The sequence below is a fragment of the Marinobacter vinifirmus genome, from assembly GCF_002258215.1.
Taxonomy (GTDB): domain Bacteria; phylum Pseudomonadota; class Gammaproteobacteria; order Pseudomonadales; family Oleiphilaceae; genus Marinobacter; species Marinobacter vinifirmus.
Map to the genome: position 1 here is coordinate 175,865 of NZ_NEFY01000006.1, position 22,382 is coordinate 198,246.

General features: G+C 57.0%; 24 protein-coding genes, 2 tRNA genes and 1 riboswitch. Of the genes, 14 read left to right on the plus strand and 12 right to left on the minus strand.

The features are described 5' to 3' along the window. Entirely contained in the window at positions 1–549 is a 549-nt protein-coding gene (gene pgsA / locus B9Q17_RS09870; RefSeq protein WP_094625090.1) for a CDP-diacylglycerol--glycerol-3-phosphate 3-phosphatidyltransferase, read from the plus strand. Positions 550–554: 5 nt separating this feature from the next. On the opposite strand, the gene B9Q17_RS09875 is transcribed toward pgsA, so the two are convergent. From B9Q17_RS09875 to thiB, 7 genes are all read right to left on the minus strand, one after another. After that, complete coding sequence (locus B9Q17_RS09875; protein ID WP_094625091.1) at positions 555–1,163, minus strand: ABC-type transport auxiliary lipoprotein family protein; 609 nt, start codon at positions 1,161–1,163, stop codon at positions 555–557. Next, the gene (locus B9Q17_RS09880) at positions 1,156–2,097 is read right to left on the minus strand and encodes an MlaD family protein (protein WP_022988960.1); all 942 of its coding nucleotides are present in this window, start codon (positions 2,095–2,097) and stop codon (positions 1,156–1,158) included. Before B9Q17_RS09880 ends, B9Q17_RS09875 begins: the two co-directional genes overlap by 8 nt. Continuing rightward, the gene (locus B9Q17_RS09885; RefSeq protein WP_094625092.1) at positions 2,097–2,918 is read right to left on the minus strand and encodes an ABC transporter ATP-binding protein; all 822 of its coding nucleotides are present in this window, start codon (positions 2,916–2,918) and stop codon (positions 2,097–2,099) included. The genes B9Q17_RS09880 and B9Q17_RS09885 overlap by 1 nt, the downstream gene beginning before the upstream one ends. Positions 2,919–2,921: 3 nt before the next feature. Next, complete coding sequence (locus B9Q17_RS09890; protein WP_244177365.1) at positions 2,922–4,010, minus strand: MlaE family ABC transporter permease; 1,089 nt, start codon at positions 4,008–4,010, stop codon at positions 2,922–2,924. A gap of 96 nt (positions 4,011–4,106) precedes the next feature. After that, positions 4,107–4,721: a thiamine ABC transporter ATP-binding protein gene (locus tag B9Q17_RS09895; RefSeq protein WP_094625094.1), complete on the minus strand. Its 615-nt coding sequence runs from the start codon at positions 4,719–4,721 to the stop codon at positions 4,107–4,109. Then, complete coding sequence (gene thiP, locus B9Q17_RS09900) at positions 4,714–6,396, minus strand: thiamine/thiamine pyrophosphate ABC transporter permease (protein WP_094625095.1); 1,683 nt, start codon at positions 6,394–6,396, stop codon at positions 4,714–4,716. Before thiP ends, B9Q17_RS09895 begins: the two co-directional genes overlap by 8 nt. Before the next feature lie 5 nt (positions 6,397–6,401). Further along, on the minus strand, positions 6,402–7,403 hold the full coding sequence (thiB, locus tag B9Q17_RS09905; RefSeq protein ID WP_094625096.1) for a thiamine ABC transporter substrate binding subunit: 1,002 nt from the start codon (positions 7,401–7,403) through the stop codon (positions 6,402–6,404). A gap of 48 nt (positions 7,404–7,451) precedes the next feature. Beyond that, positions 7,452–7,543, minus strand: a riboswitch (TPP riboswitch). 159 nt (positions 7,544–7,702) lie between these two features. On the opposite strand from thiB, the gene B9Q17_RS09910 reads away from it, so the two are divergent. From B9Q17_RS09910 to B9Q17_RS09920, 3 genes are all read left to right on the plus strand, one after another. After that, positions 7,703–8,446 carry a murein L,D-transpeptidase catalytic domain family protein gene (locus tag B9Q17_RS09910; RefSeq protein WP_058340578.1) on the plus strand — a complete coding sequence of 248 codons (744 nt, stop codon included), beginning with the start codon at positions 7,703–7,705 and terminating at the stop codon, positions 8,444–8,446. Positions 8,447–8,570: 124 nt separating this feature from the next. Then, positions 8,571–8,646, plus strand: a tRNA-Gly gene (locus tag B9Q17_RS09915). Between the two features lie 54 nt (positions 8,647–8,700). Next, positions 8,701–8,774 (plus strand) — tRNA-Cys (locus B9Q17_RS09920). A 36-nt stretch (positions 8,775–8,810) separates the two neighbouring features. On the opposite strand, the gene B9Q17_RS18025 is transcribed toward B9Q17_RS09920, so the two are convergent. Then, the gene (locus B9Q17_RS18025; RefSeq protein ID WP_022988967.1) at positions 8,811–8,960 is read right to left on the minus strand and encodes a hypothetical protein; all 150 of its coding nucleotides are present in this window, start codon (positions 8,958–8,960) and stop codon (positions 8,811–8,813) included. A gap of 207 nt (positions 8,961–9,167) precedes the next feature. On the opposite strand from B9Q17_RS18025, the gene B9Q17_RS09925 reads away from it, so the two are divergent. From B9Q17_RS09925 to B9Q17_RS09955, 6 genes are all read left to right on the plus strand, one after another. After that, positions 9,168–9,917 carry a CLCA_X family protein gene (locus B9Q17_RS09925; RefSeq protein ID WP_094625097.1) on the plus strand — a complete coding sequence of 250 codons (750 nt, stop codon included), beginning with the start codon at positions 9,168–9,170 and terminating at the stop codon, positions 9,915–9,917. 582 nt (positions 9,918–10,499) lie between these two features. After that, on the plus strand, positions 10,500–10,850 hold the full coding sequence (locus tag B9Q17_RS09935; protein ID WP_094625098.1) for a DUF3147 family protein: 351 nt from the start codon (positions 10,500–10,502) through the stop codon (positions 10,848–10,850). Between the two features lie 89 nt (positions 10,851–10,939). Next, positions 10,940–11,272, plus strand: a complete 333-nt coding sequence (locus tag B9Q17_RS09940) for a YnfA family protein (protein WP_094625099.1) — start codon at positions 10,940–10,942, stop codon at positions 11,270–11,272. A gap of 295 nt (positions 11,273–11,567) precedes the next feature. Next, positions 11,568–11,867 carry a type II toxin-antitoxin system TacA family antitoxin gene (locus B9Q17_RS09945; protein ID WP_094625100.1) on the plus strand — a complete coding sequence of 100 codons (300 nt, stop codon included), beginning with the start codon at positions 11,568–11,570 and terminating at the stop codon, positions 11,865–11,867. Beyond that, positions 11,839–12,369, plus strand: a complete 531-nt coding sequence (locus B9Q17_RS09950; RefSeq protein WP_022988973.1) for a GNAT family N-acetyltransferase — start codon at positions 11,839–11,841, stop codon at positions 12,367–12,369. The genes B9Q17_RS09945 and B9Q17_RS09950 overlap by 29 nt, the downstream gene beginning before the upstream one ends. Before the next feature lie 56 nt (positions 12,370–12,425). Beyond that, on the plus strand, positions 12,426–13,526 hold the full coding sequence (locus B9Q17_RS09955) for an ADP-ribosylglycohydrolase family protein (RefSeq protein ID WP_094625101.1): 1,101 nt from the start codon (positions 12,426–12,428) through the stop codon (positions 13,524–13,526). A gap of 117 nt (positions 13,527–13,643) precedes the next feature. Here the strand turns inward: B9Q17_RS09955 and B9Q17_RS09960 are convergent, their stop codons facing one another. Continuing rightward, entirely contained in the window at positions 13,644–14,501 is an 858-nt protein-coding gene (locus B9Q17_RS09960) for an alpha/beta hydrolase family protein (protein WP_094625102.1), read from the minus strand. A gap of 18 nt (positions 14,502–14,519) precedes the next feature. Beyond that, the gene (locus tag B9Q17_RS18030) at positions 14,520–14,774 is read right to left on the minus strand and encodes a hypothetical protein (protein WP_154707627.1); all 255 of its coding nucleotides are present in this window, start codon (positions 14,772–14,774) and stop codon (positions 14,520–14,522) included. 3 nt (positions 14,775–14,777) lie between these two features. On the opposite strand from B9Q17_RS18030, the gene B9Q17_RS09965 reads away from it, so the two are divergent. The 4 genes from B9Q17_RS09965 (at position 14,778) to B9Q17_RS09975 (ending at position 18,042) form a co-directional block, all read left to right on the plus strand. Continuing rightward, the gene (locus B9Q17_RS09965; protein ID WP_094625103.1) at positions 14,778–15,392 is read left to right on the plus strand and encodes a TetR/AcrR family transcriptional regulator; all 615 of its coding nucleotides are present in this window, start codon (positions 14,778–14,780) and stop codon (positions 15,390–15,392) included. A gap of 249 nt (positions 15,393–15,641) precedes the next feature. Continuing rightward, entirely contained in the window at positions 15,642–16,130 is a 489-nt protein-coding gene (locus B9Q17_RS09970) for an NADH-quinone oxidoreductase subunit NuoE family protein (RefSeq protein WP_244177357.1), read from the plus strand. Next, complete coding sequence (locus tag B9Q17_RS18380) at positions 16,127–16,663, plus strand: 4Fe-4S dicluster domain-containing protein (protein ID WP_244177358.1); 537 nt, start codon at positions 16,127–16,129, stop codon at positions 16,661–16,663. Before B9Q17_RS09970 ends, B9Q17_RS18380 begins: the two co-directional genes overlap by 4 nt. After that, positions 16,609–18,042 carry a molybdopterin oxidoreductase family protein gene (locus B9Q17_RS09975; protein WP_244177359.1) on the plus strand — a complete coding sequence of 478 codons (1,434 nt, stop codon included), beginning with the start codon at positions 16,609–16,611 and terminating at the stop codon, positions 18,040–18,042. The genes B9Q17_RS18380 and B9Q17_RS09975 overlap by 55 nt, the downstream gene beginning before the upstream one ends. Here B9Q17_RS09975 and B9Q17_RS09980 read toward each other — a convergent pair. Both B9Q17_RS09980 and B9Q17_RS09985 read right to left on the minus strand, forming a co-directional pair. Further along, positions 17,984–19,912 (minus strand): sensor domain-containing diguanylate cyclase, encoded by a 1,929-nt coding sequence (locus B9Q17_RS09980; protein WP_244177360.1) that lies wholly within the window; start codon positions 19,910–19,912, stop codon positions 17,984–17,986. The two genes, B9Q17_RS09975 and B9Q17_RS09980, sit on opposite strands and share 59 nt — an antisense overlap. Positions 19,913–19,965: 53 nt before the next feature. Continuing rightward, positions 19,966–22,236 carry a putative bifunctional diguanylate cyclase/phosphodiesterase gene (locus B9Q17_RS09985; RefSeq protein WP_244177361.1) on the minus strand — a complete coding sequence of 757 codons (2,271 nt, stop codon included), beginning with the start codon at positions 22,234–22,236 and terminating at the stop codon, positions 19,966–19,968. Between the last annotated feature and the right edge of the window lie 146 nt (positions 22,237–22,382).

The following is a 22,382-nucleotide window of genomic DNA, read 5'->3' on the forward strand; positions in this document are numbered from 1 at the left end:
ATGAATTTACCGAACCTGCTGACCATGTCCCGCATCGTGATGATCCCGGTGTTTGTGGTGATTTTCTACCTGCCGGTGCAGTGGAGTTACCTGGTCAGCGCCATCATCTTTGCCCTGGCTGGTGTGACCGACTGGCTGGACGGCTACCTGGCCCGCAAACTGAACCAGAGTACGCCTTTCGGTGCGTTCCTGGACCCGGTGGCGGACAAACTGATGGTGGCCGTGGCCCTGGCGGTGCTGATTGAAGAATACTCGGCAGTGCTGCTGACAATTCCCGCCACAGTGATTATCGGCCGGGAAATTGTGATTTCCGCCTTGCGGGAATGGATGGCAGAGGTGGGTAGCCGCGCCAGTGTCGCGGTGTCGTACATCGGTAAGATCAAGACCACGGCCCAGATGGCGGCCATTGTCGGTTTGCTGGCGTTTCCTCCCGGTCAAATCCTGTCGTACGTTGCGATCGGCCTGCTTTACATCGCAGCCGGGCTCACACTCTGGTCTATGTTCCTGTACCTGAAAGCGGCCTGGCCGGATTTGTTCCCTTCAAAATAACAGGCTCAGGCGTCTGCCAGGCAATCCCGGCTCCATCGGGTTATGTCTGTCGAGAGCGCGGATGCTGCGACAGAGAAGGCAGACATCAGGTCGTCCAGCGTTGCGCTGGCAGCCAGTGCCTCCTCGCGCTGATCCAATACGCACAGGCTTTTCCGGGAGCGGTTTTCCATCAGTTCTGTGTGCAGGTGCATGACCACCGTGGTGCCGTCTGCGCGGGTCTCGGCGTGAAAGCCGGTCAGTTCGGTGACCAGTGTTAACCCTGCCGTAGCCGGACTGGTGTCAGTCATCACGCTGGTGAAGCCGCCGCTCTGGCGAAATTCCTGAATCAGGTAATCCCTCAAAACCACGGGAATGCTGTCGCGCCAGCGGGCGCCGGCCAGTGCCTGGAACTCGTAGGGCGTGGGCTTTACCAGAACCCGGGTACTGTCCAGCGGATCGGATGCCAGCGGAGTGTCCACCCGGAGCGCAGCAGACCGGGGCGTATCGAACACGTTCCGGTCAGCAGGGGGTGCCAGTTCCATCAGGCGCGGTGCTTCAGGAATCGGGAACACGGTGCAGGCAGACAGGGCAAGGGCCCCGGCCAGTGCGAAAATGCCTCTGCTTGGCTTAGTCATTGCTGTACTCCTGGATTCGGCCGCCGCCCCAGATGGTGCCTCTCGGGTCTTGCTCAAGCCTGCGGGTAAACGAGTTCAGGTTGCGGAGGGTGCTGCGCAGCTCCCGTAAGGCCGGTGTGAGCTCGCCCAGGCCCTGAAGCCCGGAGTCCAGTGCACCTTCGTTATTACCGGTCACACGGTTCAGCCGGTCCAGGGTGGGCTGCAGGGTTGAGATGGCCTTATCCATCGACTCCAATACTGGCGTAATCTGCTCGCCCAACACCACGCGCGCATGGTCAGAGGTGGCGGATACCTTTACGGCAGCTTCTTCTGCCCGAATCGCTGCCGCATCGAACTGCTCCATCAGTGCCATCATGTCATCCCGGCTTGCCAGCAGCGATTCGGTTGCCAGCCGGGTGTTGTCCAGAATGGTGGCTACGTTGCCCAGGTTTTCCTCGTTCAACAGCTGGTTCATGCTGGTCAGCAGGCGTTCGGCCTTCGACAACATGGCTTCGCCGTTATTGAGCAGGTTGGAAAATGCAGAGGGCTCGGCACTGATCAGCGGTGGATTCTCACGGCCACCTTCAAGCACCGGACTGTCCGGGCTGCCGCCGGTAAACTGCACGCTCATACTGCCGGTGATATTGGCCAGCACCAGTTCGGCACGGGTGTTTTCACGCACAGGAATGTCACTGCGAACCCGAACCAGCACACGAACATGGGCCGGGTTGTCGGGTGCCAGGGTCAGCTCCAGTACATCACCTACCGGCACGCCGCTGTATAGCACCGCATTACCCTTGGACAGGCCGCCTACCGGGTGGTCGAAACCGATCTGGTAATAACTCCACTCCTGGTCTGCCGAGGACTTGCCTAACCACAGGGCGAACAGCAAGGCGGCGGTAACAGCCAGCAGCGTAAATAATCCGATAATGACGTGATGGGCTTTTGGCTCCATTAACCGGGCTCCTGTTCGGTCAGCCTGTTGTGTGCATCAATCGCGGCCCGCCCGCGGGGGCCGTGGAAGTAGTCCTGTATCCAGCTGTCATCTGTGCGGGATACGTTATCCAGGGTATCTGCCACCAGCACCTTGCGCCGGGACAACACTGCCACCCGGTCGCAGGTGGTGTACAGGGTATCCAGATCGTGGGTGACCAGGAATACCGTTAACCCCAGGGCATTGCGCAGGGTGACAATCAGTTCGTCAAACGCGGCAGCGCCGATCGGGTCCAGCCCCGCTGTGGGCTCGTCCAGAAACAATATTTCAGGGTCCAGGGCCAGCGCCCGGGCCAGCGCCGCACGTTTCACCATGCCGCCGGATAACTCCGCCGGGTATTTGCGGGCCGCCTCGGGCTGCAAGCCGGTCAGGGCCAGCTTCATGCGGGCCAGTTCTTCCGCTTCGGCCCGCTTCAGCCCCGCGTGCTCGATCAGGGGCAGGGCAATATTCTGTTCCAGATTCAGGGAGGTAAATAGAGCGCCGCCCTGAAACAGCACGCCAAACCGCTGCTCATAAAGCGAACGTTCCGGTGCTGACAGCTCTGTTAGATCCTGCCCGAATACCGTGATGTGGCCCGCCGTCGGCGTGTTCAAGCCGACAATGCTGCGAAGCAGCACGGATTTTCCTGTGCCGGATCCGCCAACCACGCCGAGGATTTCGCCCGGGTAGAGGTTCAGGTCCAGGTCTTCATGTACTGAATGGCTGCCAAAGCGGTTGCTCAGGCCCCGAACCTGAATGATCGGCGTTTGGTGCGTGTGGTTATCCCGCGTGCCCATGGCCATGCCTTACCAACCCATTTCCATAAAGAATAGCGCGGCTACGGAATCCAGCAGTATGACCATAAAGATAGATTGCACCACGCTGGAGGTGGTGTGCTCGCCCACGGACTGTGCGCTGCCCGACACCTTGAAACCTTCCAGGCAGCCGATCACGGCAATCAGGAAGGCAAACACGGGTGCTTTACCGATGCCCACCAGGAAATGTTTAAGGGCAATATCCCGCTCCACGATGGCCATAAACTGGCTGGGCGGAATATCCAGTGCCAGTGCGCACACCACAGCACCACCAACCATGCCCGCCATCATGCCGACAAAGGTAAGCACTGGCAGGCTCACCATCATGGCCAGTACCCTGGGGACTACAAGCAGCTCCACGGGGTTGAGGCCGAGGGTACGAATGGCATCCAGTTCTTCGTTGACCTTCATGGCCCCGATCTGGGCTGTGAAGGCACTGGCGGTTCGGCCGGCCAGCAAAATGGCCGCTAACAGTACGCCGAATTCCCGCAGGAATGAGAAAGCGACCAGGTCCACGGTATAAATGGTCGCGCCAAAGTCCTCCAGCACCGTAGCACCCAGAAATGCGACGACAGCACCCACAAGAAACGTGAGCAAGGCAACAATCGGAAGGGCGTTCAGGCCGGTGTCGTGCACAGCGGCCACGAACGGCGTAAAGCGCCAGCGTTTTGGCCGTGGGAGTATGTAGAACAGGGTGGTCAGGGTCTGGCCAATAAAACCGGACAGCAGCCATAACAGGCGGGTTAGCCGGGTGACCTTCTCTCCGGTGATTGCCAGCATGTTCAGCAGTGGATTAACCGTGGCTGGTGCCGGTGCGGATTCACACATGGATTCCGCCACGGCTTTAAGGAGTGCTTGCTGGGCTTCGGGCAGGGACGGTTGCTCCAGCGCGGCAAGCACCGGTTCGGCACCCAGCATTTTCACCATCAGGGACGCGCCCGCGGTATCCAGTCGTCCAAGGCGGGTAAATTCCGGCTTCAGTGAAGTGTTCTCTGCCTTGAATTGCGATACCTGCCGGTTCAGTGCCGGGTAATGGGCAAGGGTCCAGTCTCCGGCAAAGGCCACCGTATTGCCGGACAACTCAAGGGTGCCGGCAGGCTCGCCGGCTTTGGCTGTAGTAAGGCCCGAAGTTATCGCCACAGAATGAAAAAATCCCTGCCAGAAGTCTTAGCAAGCTTAAAGATTCCAGTTGCTGTCTGCCAGTATCTTTCGGTCTTCTTCATCATGGCTTGCCAGGATCAGGGTAATGCCGCTGGCCTTTTCCTGCAGTAACAAGTCGCGGATGATGGCCCTGGCGTCCGGGTCCAGCCCGGTCATGGGCTCGTCCAGCAGCAGTACCGGTTTGCGCCGCAGAATGGCGCGCAGCAGGGCAACTCGCTGCCGCTGGCCACCGGATAGTTCGCCGGGCAGGCGCGCACCAAAACCGCCGAGCCCGGTTTGTTCAAGACCCTGCTCAATGGCCAGTTTCTGTTCGCAGGACAGCTTCATGCCGGGGTGAAGGCCAAGACCGATATTGGTGAAGACATCCAGGTGCTCGAACAGGTTGTGCTCCTGGAACACGCTTGTTACCGGCCGCTCCCAGGCGGGCAGGTTATGGATAGCTTGGTTGTTCCAGAGAATTTCTCCGCTTTTGGGTGCCAGAAAGCCGGCAACCAGGTTCAGCAAGGTGGATTTACCGGTTCCACTGGCACCGCGTACCGCGAGGCAATGCCCGGCGGCGACCGAGAAGTGGAAGCGCCACTCCTCCGACTGATCCGGGTACTGGAAACACAGGTTTCTTAGCTCAAGCATGGCGAGGCTCCGGAGCAGCGGCGGGGGCAGGCTCTGTGTTTGTGCCCGGGGCCCGCCGGGCAACCCGGGACAGCAGGGCGAAGAGAGTCACGAGTAACAAAAGCAGCCACAGCCCGGTGCCAGCCGCTTCGCTGATTCGGTAACTGCCCAGCTGCTGGTAAAGCAGAACCGGCAACGTGGGCTGCCCGGGGCTGCCGAACAGGGCAATTACCCCGAAATCTCCCAGCGACAGGGCAATGCCATAGGCCAGGCCCAGGGCGATTGGCCGGCGCAGCCTTGGCCAGTGCAACCAGCGCCAGCGATACCAGCCCAGGATACCGAGCTGACTCGCCTGGTTCAGGGTGTTCTTGTCGATGGCATTCAGTGGCCCACGCAGCACCTGCAGCACAAATGGAATGGCCATCAATCCGTTAATCAAAGACACCAGCACCCAGCCTTGGGCGCTATTCCCGAGCTGGGGCCGCAACAACAGGAACAGGCCGGTACCTAGCACCAGGGGCGGTACAATCAGCGGCAGGTAGCCCGTGGTAACCGGAATGGCTGCCAGTATCCGGTTTCCGGGTTTGTTGGCGGCCGCCAGTGTGAACAGGCTGGCGACAACCGCCCCCAGCCCGGCAGGAACAGCAATCAACAAACTTCGCCCTGTAGCGGGGAGCAGTTGTCCGTAGATAGATGGCATGGGTGAGGCCGGCCAGAGTGCCGGCAAACCGCGTAACGCGATGGCCAGCAGGGGCAGCGTCAGGAAAACGGAAAAGATGCCCAGCAGCAACACGCGCCCCAGACCCTGCCCGGGGCTGTCTTTTAAAGAGACAGTTTCAGCAAACCGCCGATCCGGAAGCAGTGAGGACTCCAGCCGGTTCCGGAACACCAGCCACCACAGGCTGCCGCAAATAACCAGCTGAATAGTGGCCAGGATGGCAGCCTGGCCAAAATCGAATTCGAACCGCAACGCCTGGTAAATAGCCACTTCAAGGGTTGTGGCGCGAGGCCCGCCACCCAGGGTCATGATGATGGCGAAGCTGGTAAAACACAGGGTAAAGACCAATGCTGACACCCCTGGCAGGACCGGCCGCAATGCGGGCCATCGAACCGCACGCCAGAGCCACCAGCCGCTCAACCCGAGCTGGGAAGCAACCCGCAATCTCGGTGCCGGAACCGATTCCAGTGCTTGCAGAAGAATTCGTGCGGCCAGCGGTGCATTAAAAAACACGTGGGCCAGTAAGATTCCATTCAGGCCGTAAAGGCTCCAGCCATGATCAGGCAGCCAATCGTTCAGAAGACTGGTCAGCCAGCCCTGGCGACCGTACACCCCGATGATGCCTGAAACCGCCACTATGGTGGGAAGCACCAGGCTCAGCTCCATCAACCGTAGCAGCAGGCTACGGCCGGGAAAATGGCTGAGCCGTGCCAGTGTCATGGCCACCGGCAGCGCAATGAGCAGGCTTAGAATGACCGATAACACAGCCTGCCAAACCGTAAACCAGACAACGCCTCTTAAATAGCGGCTTTGCCACAGCTCTTCGAATTCCAGCGTGCCAGCTGTGTGAAGCAGTGCCCCCAGGCCCAACAGCACCAGCCCGATCAAGGCCAGCGCAATGATCAGGCCCGGAGCCAGTTGCCACGCAGGGGCGCTGAATGGAGCAGGGCGCAGGGGTTGTGATTGGTTAGCGGCCATTGGGTTCAGCGGGTCATGGCGTCCAGCCAGGCATTCACCAGTGAGCGGCGTTCACGGGCGACCTCTGCCGGTTCCAGGAAGAGGGCTTTGGACGGGCGGATCAGCCGGTCAAATACCTCCGGCAACTCGTCACCAAGGTCGATAGCCGGATACATCACATTCTTCAACGGAATATGGCGCTGGAAGGCCGGCGATAACATGAACTCCATGAATTCCCGGCCGAGGGCCTGATTTTTGGAGCTATTCACCAGTGCGGCAACCTCCACCTGAAGGTAATGGCCTTCTTCAAAACGAGCTGCCTGGTAACGGTCTGTGTTATCGACCGCCATGTGATAGGCCGGAGAGGTACTGTAGGAAAGAATCATCGGGGCTTCGCCGTTCATGAACAGTGAAAAATACCCGTCACTCCAGCTCTGGGTCGTCGCCAGTACCTTGCCACTGAGTTGCTGCCATTTGGCGTGGGCGTCATCGCCATAAACCGCGTGCATCCAGAGCAGCAGGCCGAGGCCGGGAGTGCTGGTGCGGGGGTCCTGAATGATGATTTTCAGGTCATCCGGTGCATTGACCAGCTCTTCCAGGCTTGCCGGAGGTTCCGGCAGCAGCTCGGTATCGTATACAAAGGCGAAGTAGCCCCAGTCGTAGGGCACGAAGGTGTCGTCCTGCCAGTCGACAGGCAGCGCCAGGTTGTTCAGTGTCAGCGTGTGCGGAGCCAGTAATCCGGTTTGCCGGGCGGCTTCCATGGTGGCGGTATCCAGCCCCAACACCACATCGGCACTGGTTGAACTGCCCTCCAGGCGCAGTCGCTGAAGTATATCGCCGCCGCTTTCCAGCACTGTATAGTTCAGTTCGCATTCACACTGCTCTTCAAAAGCCTGCTTGACCGCGGGCCCGGGGCCCCATTCCGCCGCAAACGACGGGTGAGTATAAACGTTCAAAACCTGCGCAGGTTCGGCAGTAGCAAAAGCCGGGAGCAGGGCAGCGAAGAGTAGAGGCAAGCGGAAACGCATAGTGATTACACCTTGGCTATGGAGGGGGCCATGCCGCGGTAACCACTGGAAAAGTGGCGGCTCAATCCCTACGCCGGTATTAGCCGGGTCAGGTTCCGCGGGTATGGTCTCAGCCCTGTCGGGCACCCCGTTGAGTCTTGGCGATTCTACCACGCCTGCGTGACGGTCTGTAATTTGTAACTTTGATTACGGTCTGTTTAAAAACCGTACAAAGGTGTCCGGGTTCTCATTATTTGCTGTTAGAATAGTGCAAATTTCAATCGGATAGACCGTATTCTTCACCTATAGAGGTAAGGTGCATGCCCAAGCATCGCAATCTGCTCAAATTTTGTACAGCAATGTCCGGCCTTCTTTTTTCAGTGCTTTTCGCCACCAGCACCCAGGCCCAGTCCCTGAATAACCAGCTTTTTGATCGCCTTTCCAGTGCAGCCCCAAAACTGAACCCATCGGTTCTTGAAGCGGCTTTCAAGGCAACCCAGTGCGCCATCAGCAATGGCACCGCGATGCCAGAGAGGCTTGCTGTTATTGATTTTTCCCTGCCATCCAGCGAAGAACGCCTCTGGCTGTTTGACCTGGCCGATGGCAGCCTGGTTCTTAGGGAGCTGGTTGCCCATGGTAAAAACTCCGGCGACCGCGAAGCCAGTGCTTTCTCCAACATTGAGGGCAGCCACCAGTCCAGCATTGGACTGTTCAAGGCGGCGGAATCCTACAGCGGTGCCCACGGCTACTCCTTGCGGCTGGACGGACTGGAGCCGGGCTTCAATGACCTGGCCCGCCAGCGCGCTATTGTCATTCACGGGGCAGACTACGTAGAGAAGAGCTGGGTGAACAAATACGGTCGCATTGGCCGCAGCCACGGCTGCCCGGCGGTAGACCGGGATGTGATCGCAAAGGTAGTAGACAACCTGAAAGGCGGCCAGCTGGTTTTCAAATACTACCCGGATGAAGAATGGCTGCAGGCTTCCAGCTACCTGAACTGCGACAGCGGCAACCAGCTTGCCGGCTCCCTTCAGGCGAACGCGGATGACGCCAGCCGGTCCTGACCGGTTTGGCTGAATTTTGTGCACATTAGCAATAAAAACAGAAACTTGAAAAAAAGGTGTTGACGCGCGAAGCGTAATCCGTAGAATACGCAGCCGTTGAGGAGGCAACGCCTCTGAACGAAGAGCGGGAATAGCTCAGTTGGTAGAGCACAACCTTGCCAAGGTTGGGGTCGCGAGTTCGAATCTCGTTTCCCGCTCCATTTTCCAAGTCTCTCACGCCCCCTGAGAGCAAAAGCCAGATTCCAGGCTTACCCGGCGCGGTGGCAGAGTGGTTATGCAGCGGACTGCAACTCCGTGTACGCCGGTTCGATTCCGACCCGCGCCTCCATTTTTTCCTTACGAAAATCATCGGTTTATCCGAGCTTTATTGGCTGACTGCCTTTCGCTCAGGTACGTCTGACTGCGTTAGCATGCGGCCAACTACATACCCTGCTGCCACGCCGACCAGTGCTGAAACCGGCCCGATGAAGCCGCCTACCAGTCCACCAACAAACATCAGTACCACGCTTTTCATACAGACTCCTCCTGCCTTCCTGGCAACTGCATTGGTCCGAGTATAGGAGATTGTGCCTGACTGTGGTTGACCCACCCGTGTAGCCTCGTCAAAATACTGTATATGTAAACAGTACTAGGTGTAAAGCATGTCCTGCATTCTGCTTGGTAACTACGAATCCGTCTCAAGCCTGAGCATCCTGATGTTTCTGGAGATGGGAGGCTGGGAGTGACGTCTGAATCTGCAGCATCCTTTGTAACGGTGAGACGACGGTTTGATTTTCGCAGCATTGAAGTCGGACGCTGGGTGACGCCCCAGGAGCGGGACCGGGCAGCCGGCCGGTTCGATCAGGCGCTGTGTGATTTGATGACGATCCTGCGAGGACCGGAGCCATTGATCTCCCTGAGGAGCACGCTGGGCCTGCAGTATGGCATCGGCGGCCGGCTGGGCGTGGCCGCGCACTACATTCCCGCCACCCGGCAACTGGCGCTGGCCAAGAACGCTGGTGCGGGTAGCCTGGCGCATGAATGGTTTCACGCCTTTGATCACTACATGGGAGGCAAAGCTTACCGGAATGCCGGACCGTGCGGCTTCGCTTCAAGTGCCTGGCTGAACAGCGTAAGCAGTAAACCGCATCCACTGAATGAACGGCTAGGCGCTTGCTTCCAGGCCATCATGCTGACGGAGGACGGCACAGCACCCAGCACTTTGTTCCGGGCCTCCCAGGTGGCTGATCAGCACTTGAAAACGGTTTATTACGCCAAACCGGAGGAGCTGTGCGCTCGCGCCTTTGAAGCCTTCATTGAAGACAGCCAGCCGCGTAACCGATTTCTGGTAAACGGAACCGTTCACTCTGATGAAGCCAAGGCGGGTCTGTATCCGCAGGGCGATCATCGCCAGCGGATCAATGACGCATACCAGCGCTACTTTGCCGCTCTGGGCGCTGCGCTTTACCGGGAACAGGCTAAGGCCGGATAAAAGGGGGCTCCATCCTTGTCTGTAAAAAATCTTAGTATGATCAACATAAGTGTAAATAAAGTGAAATTAGTGTAAACAAAGTTCTGGCGGGCGGAAGAAAGGGAAGGCAGGACTGAATTACGGCACGGTGGAAATAGGCCTGGACCTGAGGGAACAGCTGCGGAGCATTGAGCAGGTCAAGCGCAGAAGCCTGATGATTGCCGCTCTGGAAGTATTGGCAGCAGCTCTGTTCTCAATTGCTGCCGGTTATTACCTGGTCCGGCGACTGAAACACTAGGGCAGGTTAATAACGGTGAGTATAGCCAGCGGGTGACCGTTCCACAGCCCACGCGAAACCCTAAACAAAAGCGGACATTCCCCGTTCTCTGGATTTAACTGGTACAAGCGTGCACTGATAATTTGAGTGTAAACTTTTCACAGAGCCGGCAGCGTAATGGCGGCTGCGGAACTACAGATAAAACCATGAAAAATCATTGTTATCAGGGCTTGGAATCAGATTTGGACGGGGGAGATGGCGTTGGGGTTTAATAAGAATGCAAACTAATAAGCCGTGATACGGTTGCCGCCAGGAGGTAGATCCAGTTGACTTATTACATTGTCAAAGTCGCAGTGACCGCTATTCTGGTTGTCCTCATATCGGAAGTGTCGAAGCGCAGCTCGTTCATAGGCGCTGTGCTTGCGTCGGTGCCGCTGACGTCAGTCTTGGCAATGCTTTGGCTTTATTTAGATACCAGGGATGCAGAAAAGGTTAGCGAACTTGCAAGTAGTGTGTTTTGGCTGGTTTTGCCATCACTTGCTTTGTTTATTGCGTTACCGGTTCTGTTGGCACAGGGGCTCAATTTCTACCTTAGCCTGACAGCGTCAATCGGCATTACAGCAATCTGCTACTGGGTAATGGTGGTTGTCCTTCGGTACTATTGCGTGGGGCTTTAAATATCGTAGAACAAGGGGCTGTTGTTGGACGCATCTACGCTGGCGCTGGCACGCCGCAAAGTCAGGTAACTGCCAAGAGGTCAATTTCATTGTCTGAATTGAAAACGGTTGGTCTTTTTATCGTCACCGCTTTGGCAGAGATCGTGGGTTGTTATTTGCCTTATCTCTGGCTTCGAGAGGGTAAAACCATCTGGCTCCTGGTGCCAGGTGCGTTGAGCCTCGCAGCATTTGCGTGGTTGCTTTCACTGCACCCCACCGCTGCTGGCAGGGTCTATGCCGCGTATGGTGGTGTGTATATTTTTATGGCAATTGTGTGGCTTTGGGCGGTCGATGGGGTTCGACCAACAGTTTGGGATTTAGTTGGTTCAGCTGTTGCGTTGGTGGGAATGGCGATCATCATGTTTGCGCCTCGCGCCACATAACCAACTGTTGTAGTTCGTTCCGGGCGTCCGGTCCTGCGCCCTGATGCCCATTTCGCTGCGGTACGTGGGCGCCACTATACCAGTGCTAATCGTCCTACCCGAATGACCGCTTTGCGACCTTGTGCAGCTGGGAGTCTTATAAATCACATGTGCCAAATTGGCACACTAAGTTGATTGGGGTCATTATGTGTGCCAGCATGGCATACATAGATTGAGCCCATGAATCACTTTCTATCAAGGAAGAGGGTTTTCTCAGGTTTCAGTCGAGCTTATCCCGCCATCGGTGAAGAATATTATGAACACACAAGGTAAAGACACTCGCCTGGTGGCCCGTGTCGATGAAGAAACGCAGAGACTTATTGCTCATGCAGCAGAGTTAACGGGCCGCAGCTTGAGTCAGTTCCTGATCTACGCTGCAATGAAAGAAGCACAAGAGGCCGAGCGTCAGGCGCTACAAATCCAGGTTTCCCGGCAGAGTGCTGACCGTATGCTGGAGCTGCTGGATAACCCTGAGCCGATTAATCCAAAGCTTCGGGAAGCTGCACTCAACCACAGGAAGTTGGCTGGTGACTTTAAGAACCGAAGAAATCAGTAAAAAACACAATCGGCGAAAATTTGACTGCGGTAAGCCTGCGCTCAACGAGTTCTTGAAGAAAATTGCCCGGCAAAGCAGCCAGAAGATGGCGACACGGACTTATGTACTGGTTGAAGATGAGGTCGACCCGACGGAGATCCTCGGCTATTACACTCTTCTTCCCAGCACCATTGTCTTCCCCCAGGGACACCCCCTACAAAAGCGGTTTCCGTCGGATCCGCCGGTTTACCGGCTGGCACGGCTTGCGGTTGATAACTCTCTGAAAGGGTATGGATTAGGAGCGTACCTGCTGATCGAGTGCCTGAGGCGGGTTGTTGATGCGTCGATTTCAGTTGGCGGTATCGGCTGTGCGGTAGATGCCAAAGACGACGACTCAAAAAGATTCTACGAAAGGTTTGGGTTTGTTGCTATTGATGGCGTCGAGGGTGACGCTTTAGCTCTTTGGCTGCCTTTTGAACAATGTCTGGAAGCAGTCGAACTGTCAGAGGCAAGTGGACGGTAGTCGGGTTCCGCCGAGTTACTACGGATCTTTCTAAAAACTAGCATAGGGAAATGATAATGGATCAACCACATGAGTCTCGGCCGGAAAACGATATCCAGGAGCGATACACCGCCTGCCTCCTCGGCGGAGCCATAGGCGATGCCCTCGGTGCCGCCGTGGAGTTCATGTCCCGCGCTGAAATCCTGAGCCGCTTTGGCCCTGCCGGCATAACCGACTACGCCCCGGCCTACGGTGGCAAAGGCAAGATAACCGACGACACCCAAATGACCCTGTTCACCGCCGAAGGCCTGTTGCGGGGGCGAATGCGGGGAGTCAGTAAAGGCATTGCAGGTTTCGACCACACAGTTGCCAATGCTTATCTGCGCTGGCTGGCAACACAGGGCCACGAGTGTCGTGCGGTAACCGCAGAGAAAGACGGCTGGTTGTTTCAGCAGCCAGAGTTGCACAGCCAGCGAGCACCGGGCATGACGTGTTTGAGTGCTCTGCGGGATTACCCGGGCGTTCCAGAGACCGCCGGCAATGACAGTAAGGGTTGTGGCGGGGTAATGCGGGTGGCTCCGGTAGGGCTTTACTGGCGTACCTTCAACGGTAACTCCGGCCTGGAAAGGGTATTTGAAGATGGGTGTATGTGCGCCGGCCTCACCCACGGCCATCCCAGCGGTTATCTGACCGGTGGCGTACTGGCCGTTTTGATCTTTGAGTTATTGAACGACAAAACTCTGCTGGATGCCCTGGGTGCCGCCAAGATATTACTGGTTGCAGAGCGCGGTCACGAGGAGACGTTGGCGGCCCTGGATAAGGCGGTAGAACTGAGCCAGTCCGGCAAGCCCCACCATATCGCTATCCAGGAACTCGGCGAAGGCTGGGTCGCAGAGGAAGCACTGGCGATTTCTGTTTATTGCGCCCTGGTGGCTGAAAGTTTCGAGCAGGGTATTGTGCTGGCAGTGAATCATGATGGGGATTCAGACTCTACCGGAGCCATTACCGGAAACATTCTTGGCGCCATGCTTGGCACCGGGGTGATTCCGCAGCGGTGGCTGAAGCCGTTGGAGCTTCGGGACGTGATTGGGGCCGTCGCGTCCGATTTGTGGACGTGCCAGGAGTGGCATTCTTTTATGGATGACGATGGGCTTTGGGAGCGGTATCCGGGGTATTGAGCCAGCCACTTAGCAAGTGGAGTCATCAGTCTCATCGCAGCACCAATATCGCCGCCGAAGCGCAAGATATTTATATCCGAGAACATCTTAACTTAGATATCAGGATGACATTCAGGTTCAGTCTGTAGACGCCAGGCCTTTTAGAACCTGCGGCCAACAAGCCTTGCAGCGGCTGCGCAGCAGGTCACTGTGGCCAATTTCTTTCAGTCCAAAACTGGATGGTTCCAGAAACTGTTTGTCTATCCTGGCGTTGGGCAGAAGGCGCAGAAAATCTTCCACGTTTGCAGGCACGGCGATGTGGTCATCTGTCGCGGTTAGTGACAGCACGGGCGCTTTTATATCCGAATAGTGATGCCGCTGTATTTCCCTTCCAAAACTGTTTTCTACATATCCGGGTGAGCTGCACCACCGTCGCCACTGCCTGGCGACGCCAGCGGGCAGGTCTTCGCCAAAACCGATGAGTTTGGTGGGCCAGTAGCCTTTCACCGCAACGGAAACGGGTTGCCAGCCATGGAACAGCAGCTTGGCTGCCAGCCTGGTTTTGGGTTTCAGGTTGTTGAAATGCCCCGACGATGCGGCAATCAGAACATAGCGGTCAATTTGGGCGAAATTGGGCATCAAACCGATCAACTGCGCACCGGCACTGTGGCCCACCAGGGTCACCGGCAGGTTCGGAGCCAGGGCGATCAGCAGGTCCAGCGCTGCCGGCAAATCCAGGGTCCCCCAGTCCACCAGGTCGGCAGAGAGTTCCGCGAGGGGGGTATTGTTGCGGGAGTCCCCGATGCCCCTGTTGGAAAACGCCAGCACGGCAAAGCCCTGTTCGCTCAAACTGGTGGCAAAATTGAAATAGACCTGGTGCCGAAACCCAGTGGCCGGGGAGAGCAGGACGGCACCGCGAGGTGACTCTGTGGCTGGCCTGAAAAAGTGCCCGGTGAGCCTATAGCCGTCTTCACAGGTTATTAGGGTTTTTTCCATTGTCGATCCATTTAATCATCAGCTAAAAATAGATAGCGCAGAAATTGCGGCAAACAGGCCGTATTGGCCAAGATGCCGGGCATCTGGATTAACCCTCAGCCCGGAATCCTGAGGTATCCGTTCAGTTTCACGTTCATGGTGATTTCTTTTCGTGAAGGTGTGGCGCAAAAAACAACAGAACAATATTCTTAAAAAGAAGGATATTCTGTTTCGGACAAAGCTGTCAAACGGTAGAATGCAGGCCATGGCGAGTTCAATCAGGCGAATATCCATTTAATGAACCAATCCAATATTTTAGAGAATCGGTTTCCGGGCCGCAGAGCTGCGCTGAAAAGAGAGATTCTGGAACAGGCGCTGCTTTGCTTTAACGATCTGGGGGTGGAAGCGACAACTATCGATGCCATCAAAGCCCGATGCGACACCAGTGTGGGGGCGATTTACCATCACTTCGGGAACAAAGAGGGCATCCTGAGTGCGCTCTTTTTTGCGGCCATGGATGATCAACGACAGCAACTGGAGCGAGAGTTGGCCGGGGCAAACAATCTGCGCGAGGCGGTGTTTTGCATTATCGAGAGCTATCTGGACTGGGTGGCGGCCAACCGCGAATGGGCCAGATTCCTTTATCAGGCACGTTCCCCATTGGCTAAGGGACCATTTCAGCAGGAACTGAAGGATCGAAATATCCAGAATTACCAGAAGCTGAAAGAGCAGTTAATTGGTTTGGGCAAGGGCGATATCAAAATTGTCCAGCCCTTCGAGATGCTCTTCTCTCTCATCATAGGTCCGTCGGAAAACTATTGCAGAGCTTGGCTGTCTGGCCGGGTAAAGACATCGCCTCAGGAGTACCGAAAAGAATTTGCGGAATCCGCATGGCGCTCGCTAAAGAGGTGATCGGCCTGGTCATATCTAACCAAGCGTTAGTGCGGTATCGTTTTATTCTGATACTCAAGCGATATGGTTAAACGCTCCGGGTTCTGAAGTGCGAACGTTACAACGAAACCGACTCACCGGAAGTCAGAACCCTTCCGCAGCGATGGCTGGATCCTTGAGAAGTTTGCCTCGATAAGCGTAATCTATTCAAAGGCGAACACCGCAGATCCAAGAAGCCACTTTCTATACCCCGGGCCTGGTAAAACAACAATGAGTTCAAACGAACAAAAGCTCAAGCGCCGGCGCTCAGCCCCTCGTGGCCGTCAACTGGAACCGGCCGTATTGTCGGAGCTGCGGGACCTGCTCGGTGACGAAGGTGTCGATCCGTCATTGCGACACCGCGATCGCCTGATCGAGCACCTTCATGCACTGCAGGACACCTACGGTTACCTGTCCATGCCCCGTCTCCGGGCCCTTGCGACCTTCATGAATCTGCCCATGGCCGCCATTTATGAAACGGCCACTTTCTATGCCCATTTTGATGTCATTCACGACGAACAAACACCACCGCCCGAGATAACTCTGCGGGTGTGTGACTCGCTTTCCTGTCGTTTGGCAGGAGCGGAGGCATTGCATCGAGCGCTATCTGATGGAGCTGATCCCGCCACGGTGAGGGTACAGCGAGCGCCCTGCATGGGGCGCCGCGCCCGGCGTCGCTGGCCCACGCCCGGGGCCATGACACCACTCATTCTGCCATGAACGTCAATCTGGACGCCTGCATCACCTGCGGCTTGTGCGAGCGTGCCTGCCGCGAAGTGCAGGGCAACGACGTCATAGGCCTGGCGCACCGTGGTGCTGCGTCCAAAGTGGTGTTTGATTTTGATGACCCCATGGGCGACAGCACCTGCGTTGCCTGCGGCGAATGTGTGCAGGCCTGTCCGACCGGGGCCCTGATGCCCGCCACCCTGATTGATGCCGAGGGCCGCGGAGACTCTGCCACCGCCGACCGCACTGTGGATTCCGTTTGCCCCTATTGCGGTGTGGGCTGCCAACTGACCTATCACGTGAAGGACGAATCTGCGCCTGCCGAAACAGAAATATGCGAGCATCGTGCCCGCATCCTTTTTGTGGAAGGCAAAGATGGGCCGTCAAACCAGGGCCGGCTCTGTGTTAAGGGGCGTTTCGGCTCATCATCGATCCCCGAGGGCAGGCCCTGGATGCCTATGCCTGGCGCAGCGTGCGGTTTTCACCCGGAGGCGACGTGGCGTTGTTCAACGCCATGCTCCACGTGATCATCCACGAGGCACTCTTTGACCAGGCCTACATTGATGCCCACACCGAGGGCTTCGGGGCACTGGCGTCAAGTGTTGCCGATATGACACCGGAGGTGATGAGCCCGCTCTGCGGTGTTGAACCAGAGGTTATTCGCGAAGTGGCCCGCGCCTACGCGGGGGCCGACAGAGCGATGATCTTCTGGGGCATGGGCATTTCCCAGCACGTGCATGGCACTGATAACGCTCGCTGCCTGATCTCAATGGCCCTGGCTTGCGGCCATACGGGCCGGCCGGGTACGGGCCTGCATCCGTTGCGTGGCCAGAACAACGTGCAGGGTGCCTCCGATGCCGGGCTGATCCCCATGGTATTGCCCGACTACCAACCGGTAGGAGATGCCCAGCTACGGGCCGCTTTCGAAGAACTCTGGGACACTGAACTTGACCCGGAGCCCGGGCTCACGGTGGTAGAGATTATGGATGCCATCACGGCAGGCACCATAAAGGGCATGTACATCCTCGGCGAGAACCCCGCCATGTCAGATCCGGATCTGACCCACGCCAGGGCCGCACTGGCTGCGCTTGAGCATCTGGTGGTACAGGATCTGTTCGTCACCGAGACCGCCCAGTTCGCCGACGTTATTCTGCCTGCGGCCGCCTGGTCGGAAAAATCAGGTACCGTTACCAACACCAACCGGCAGGTGCAAATGGGCCGTGCCGCGCTGTCGCCGCCAGGGGAGGCGAAACCTGACTGGTGGATTATTCAGGAAATGGCCCGGCGATTCGGGCTGGATTGGGACTATCACGGCCCTGAGCAGGTGTTCGCTGAGATGAAGCAGGGCATGCATTCATTGGATCACATCTCCTGGTCCCGACTGGAACGCGAAGGTTCTGTGACCTATCCCTGTTCCGCCGATGATGCGCCAGGGCAGGACGTTGTCTTCTCGGATGCCTTCCCGCGGGCCGGGGGCCGGGGCAGGTTTTCGCCGGCCTGGCCACTGCCGCCGGACGAGCCGGTGGATGAAGCCTATCCCATTGTGTTGACTACCGGGCGATTGCTTGAACACTGGCACACCGGTGCCATGACCCGTCGCAGCCGGGTACTAGATGAGCGGGAGCCCGAAGCAGCTGCTTTTCTGGCATCAGCAGAGTTGGATCGCTTGGGCGTAACACCGGGTGATGCAATCAAGATTGCCACCCGGCGTGGCAGCATCACCCTGACGGCGCGGGCCGATCAGGCTATGCCCGAGGGCATGGTGTTCGTGCCCTTCGCGTTTGTTGAGGCAGCCGCCAACCTGCTCACCAACCCGGCCCTGGACCCGGATGGTAAGATTCCGGAGTTCAAGTATGCTGCATGTCGGCTGAGCGCCATTGCACCCGATTCCGGCCAGCCTCTTTAGCGGCATAAAGCGCCTCATCCGCGCGCTTGATGGCCGGTTTCAGTGAGTCTTCATCTTGCAGCACCAGGGTCACCCCCAACGATGCCGTATAGGACAGATAGCCATCCTCCGTCGTGTCAATGCCAACCTCTGCCGGGTTCGTCTCGACGGCTGCCCGAAGCCGCTCTGCCACCATCAAGGCATGTTCTTTACTGGTGTTGGGCAGTAGAACGGTGAATTCCTCACCGCCCATACGGCAAAGGATATCGCCATCACGTAATTCGGTCTGAGCCGTCTTTGCGAACTCCTGGAGTACCCGGTCACCCACATCGTGGCCGTAGTCATCGTTGATTCGCTTGAACCGGTCCAGGTCTGCGGCAATCAGGGTAAGAGGCTCGCCGCTCCGGCGGGACCGGGGTATTTCCAGTTCCGCCTGGGTTTCCAGGAATCTCCGGTTCCCCAGACCTGTCAGGGGATCTGTCATGGCCTGCGTGGTGAGCAGGTCTTCCAGTTGTTTACGATCGGTAAGATCGAACACCATGGCCCGGCTGTACTGGAAACCGCTGGCGTTTGTCTGAGCCGTGGCTTCGATGGCGACGGGGAGTTTCTCGCCGTTTTTGCACATCAGTTCAATCTCGGCGGAGCCTTCATGGCCGTCAGCCAGCACCGCCTTGAAGGCCTCGTCGAAAGCGTCCCGGGTTTCCGGGCTGACCAGGTCCCGGTAGTAGCGCTTTCCAACCAACTCGTCCCGGGAATAACCCAGCCACTGAAGTTCCTTGCGGTTGATCTTCTGTATGACGCCCTGTTCATCCAGGGAGTGGTAGCCACAGGGTGCGTTCTCGTAGAGGTCCGTCAGTTCACGGGCGTAGGATCTCGCGTTTTGAGACAGGTTCTGCGCCTTTTCTTTCAAAGAGCGCTGGTGGTGGTTGCTCAGTACCCAGAACACACTGAACCCGATGGCTAATCCGTAGGTCAGAACCACCAGGCTCGTTTTCCATGGACTTTCTGCTATCAGGAACGCCACGTCCGGGCGGGGTACGCTAATCGCGATGCGCCAGGGCTGGCTGCCCGGTACACTGAGAACCTGCATGGCCGCAGTACGGAAATGATGGGTACGAAGGTCATGGGTCTGGAAAACCACAAGTTCGTCATCCAGTAGTAACTCACCCCGGTTACGGGTCTCCATTTCGAGCCAGATCACGCGCTTATGATCCTTCATGGAGTCACCGAAGGCGACTGGGCCATGGCTGACCGGCAGCAGGGAATTCCCTTGTCCATCAACAAGCACGGCAGACGCCTGGGCGTTGGCACCCATCCCATGGGGAAGGGTGCGCAACAGGTAGTTCCAGTTCAGGGTCAGCAACAAGACACCCAGCTGCTCGCCCTCTGAGCTTACAATCGGCGTCGAAATATCTATAACGTAAACCTCCTGCCCGCTCCGGGAAGGATCCGGATAGGGCGCCGAGAGATAGAGGCTGCGTGGGTTCATCGCCATGGCCTCACGGAAATACAAGTGATTCCGATGCAGGATCTCAGATTCCGGAGGGTCTTCGGTAGACAGCCGTTGGCGCCCGTCCGTATCAATGACCACCAGACGGGTGTAGCGGCCAAAGTGAGTCAGCAGGGTACTGAGCATGCCCCGTATCTGGTCTTCGTTCTGGTCAGACCAAACATCCTGATAAGGGTTCTGTGTCTGCCGTATCCGATCGAGGTGCTGCCGGACACTGGGGAACTCTGCAATCGCAAGGGCATGGTTGAGGCTTTCATTCATGCCTTGAAGCAATGCATCGTATTCGGCTTCAAGCAGTGTCTTAGCCGTGAGGCGCGAGCTCTCAAACCGGGTTGTGGTGTTCGACCAGGTAATCGGGATGAGCACAAGGGTGACCAGCACAATGGCTAGAACACTTGCTATTACAAGGCGGTGGGTGAGGGATCTAGGTATCCTCATTCGTTGGAGTTGGCCGGCAAAATTTCAGGTAGTAAGCATAATTCGGCAAGGGGCATTGGTCGGGCAAACAGGTAACCCTGCAGAATGTCACAGTGCCGTCGGGCCAGGTCTTCTTGCTGCTCCCGCGTTTCGATGCCTTCAGCCACAACCATCATATCCATGTGGTGAGCCATAGTGATCACCCCTTGAACAATCGCAGCAATGCGTCGGTCTGTAGCCGTATTCTGTACGAAGCTTCGATCCAGTTTCACTTTGTGTGTCGGCAGGTCCCGCAAATAGCTCAGGCTGGAAAACCCGGTTCCGAAGTCATCCAAAGCCACGCGGATGCCCCGGTCTTTAAGAGCTTCCATCAACTTGATGACGTGCTCGACACCGTCGATCAATACACTTTCAGTGACTTCCAGTTCCAGTAACTGGGGCGAAAGGCCGGTCTCTTCCAGAATCCGGAAGACGTCGTCCAGAAATCCATCGCGAATAAACTGCAACGATGAAATGTTGACGGCCACACGCAGGCTGCGCTCCCGCCGCCCATTGAACTCGGCCATTTCCTGACAGGCTTGCCGAAGAACCCAGAGCCCTAGCGGTACAATCTGCCCGGTCTGCTCTGCCAGCGGGATAAATTCGGCAGGCGACACCATGCCCCGGACTGGATGGTGCCAGCGCACCAGGGCTTCGACACTTCGCATGCGGCCGGTCACAGCATCTACTAAGGGTTGGTAATACAGCTCGAACTGGTTTTCTTTCAAAGCTGTGTGTAGTTCATGTCGCAGGGTGACGCTGTGTCGGGAGTGTTCGGCTTTATCCGCGCCATACCATTGCCAGGTATTGCGGCCCTGTCGCTTGGCCCGGTCCAGTGCCAGGTCGGCAAACTGCAGCAGTTGGTGGGGCTGTACGGCCTTATCACTGTTGCTTGCAATGCCGATACTGGCACTGATGTGAATCATTTGCTGATCCACTTCAATAGGTTCGCCAAGGGATTGCAAAACCTTCTCTGCCAGTTGAATGATAGCGTTGCGGCCAGGGCAGTCAGGAAGAACAATACCAAATTCGTCCCCAACCAATCGGGCAATCGTGGCCCGTTCGGGCATCACGGCCTTAAGGCGTTGGGCTACAGCCTGCAAAATCCGGTTGCCGATCCGGTGTCCCAGCCCCTCATTGATTGGTTTGAATCCATCCAGGTCCAGATAGAACATAGCGAGCATGTCTGTCCCGGATGTATGCCCGAGAAGTTCTTCAAGGGTTTCGGTAAAAGCCGCCTGATTGGGCAGGCCGGTCAGGAGGTCGTGGGTGGCCTGGAACCGTATCTTGGCTTCCTGCTCTTTTTGCTGCGAGATGTCCTGCTGGATGCCTATAAAATGTGTGCATTCTCCAGTCGTATCCAGGACAGGCCGGATGATCAGGTGGTTCCAGAATGGAGTTCCATCTTTCCGATAGTTGAGCAGGGTGACATCAACATCCGTCTTCTGCTCCAGGCCGAGACGAACAGCCTTGATGGCCTTCGGATCCGTGTCTGAGCCTTGAAGAAAACGGGAGTTCTGGCCTAAAACCTCTTCTCGGGGGTAACCGGTGATCTCACAGAACGCTGGATTCACGTAAACCACGGGATGATCTGGTTGTTGGGCATCCGCCATCAAAATCCCGTGGGGACTGGCTTCAATGCCTCGCTGCAACTGGTGCAGTTCTGCTTCTTGTGCTTTGCGAGCCGTGAGATCCCGGTGCCGGAGAATAGTCAGCGCTGCCAGTGCTGCACCACGGCTCAGGTTCCTTTGTGCACCGTTAGTGGGGGAGACCGCCGAGCGATAGTAGGATGCAAAGGTGCCCAACAGCGCGCCGTCGGCAGTCAGAATGGGCACGGACCAGCAGGCGCGGAGCCCTTCAGCTTCTGCAAGATGGTGGTACCCATCCCATTTCGGATCATTCTGGATATTATCCGTAACCACGGGATCCCGTAAATAAGCCGCCGAACCACAGGTTCCCTGATCTGGCCCAATTGGGATGTTCTGCATTTGATCCACGTAGTCCGGAGAGAACTGATTACTCGGCACCATGCTCAGGGTTTGCGTGTCGGGGTCACACCGCATAATAGAAACCAGGGCGCCGGGCATCATCAGCGAGACCCAGTCTGTGATCGCTGCCAGTGTTTCCTCAAGCGGGTGCTGCTGAGCGATCAATTCATGGATGTTTTGCTGCATTTCCAGCAGAGAAAAATCGTGAGACTGCATACCGAGGGTTACTCTGGGAACTAGAAAGGGCAGTGTCGCCACCACAAGCTCGGGGTGTGATGTGACTCACATTCTGTAGACGATCATGGTTTTCATCAATAGGTGTCGTGTGTCGTTCTTGTGAAAACTTGCAAAAGGGATATATCGATTTGTAATCAGGATAGAGAGGCAGGTTCCAACAAGGCAATCCA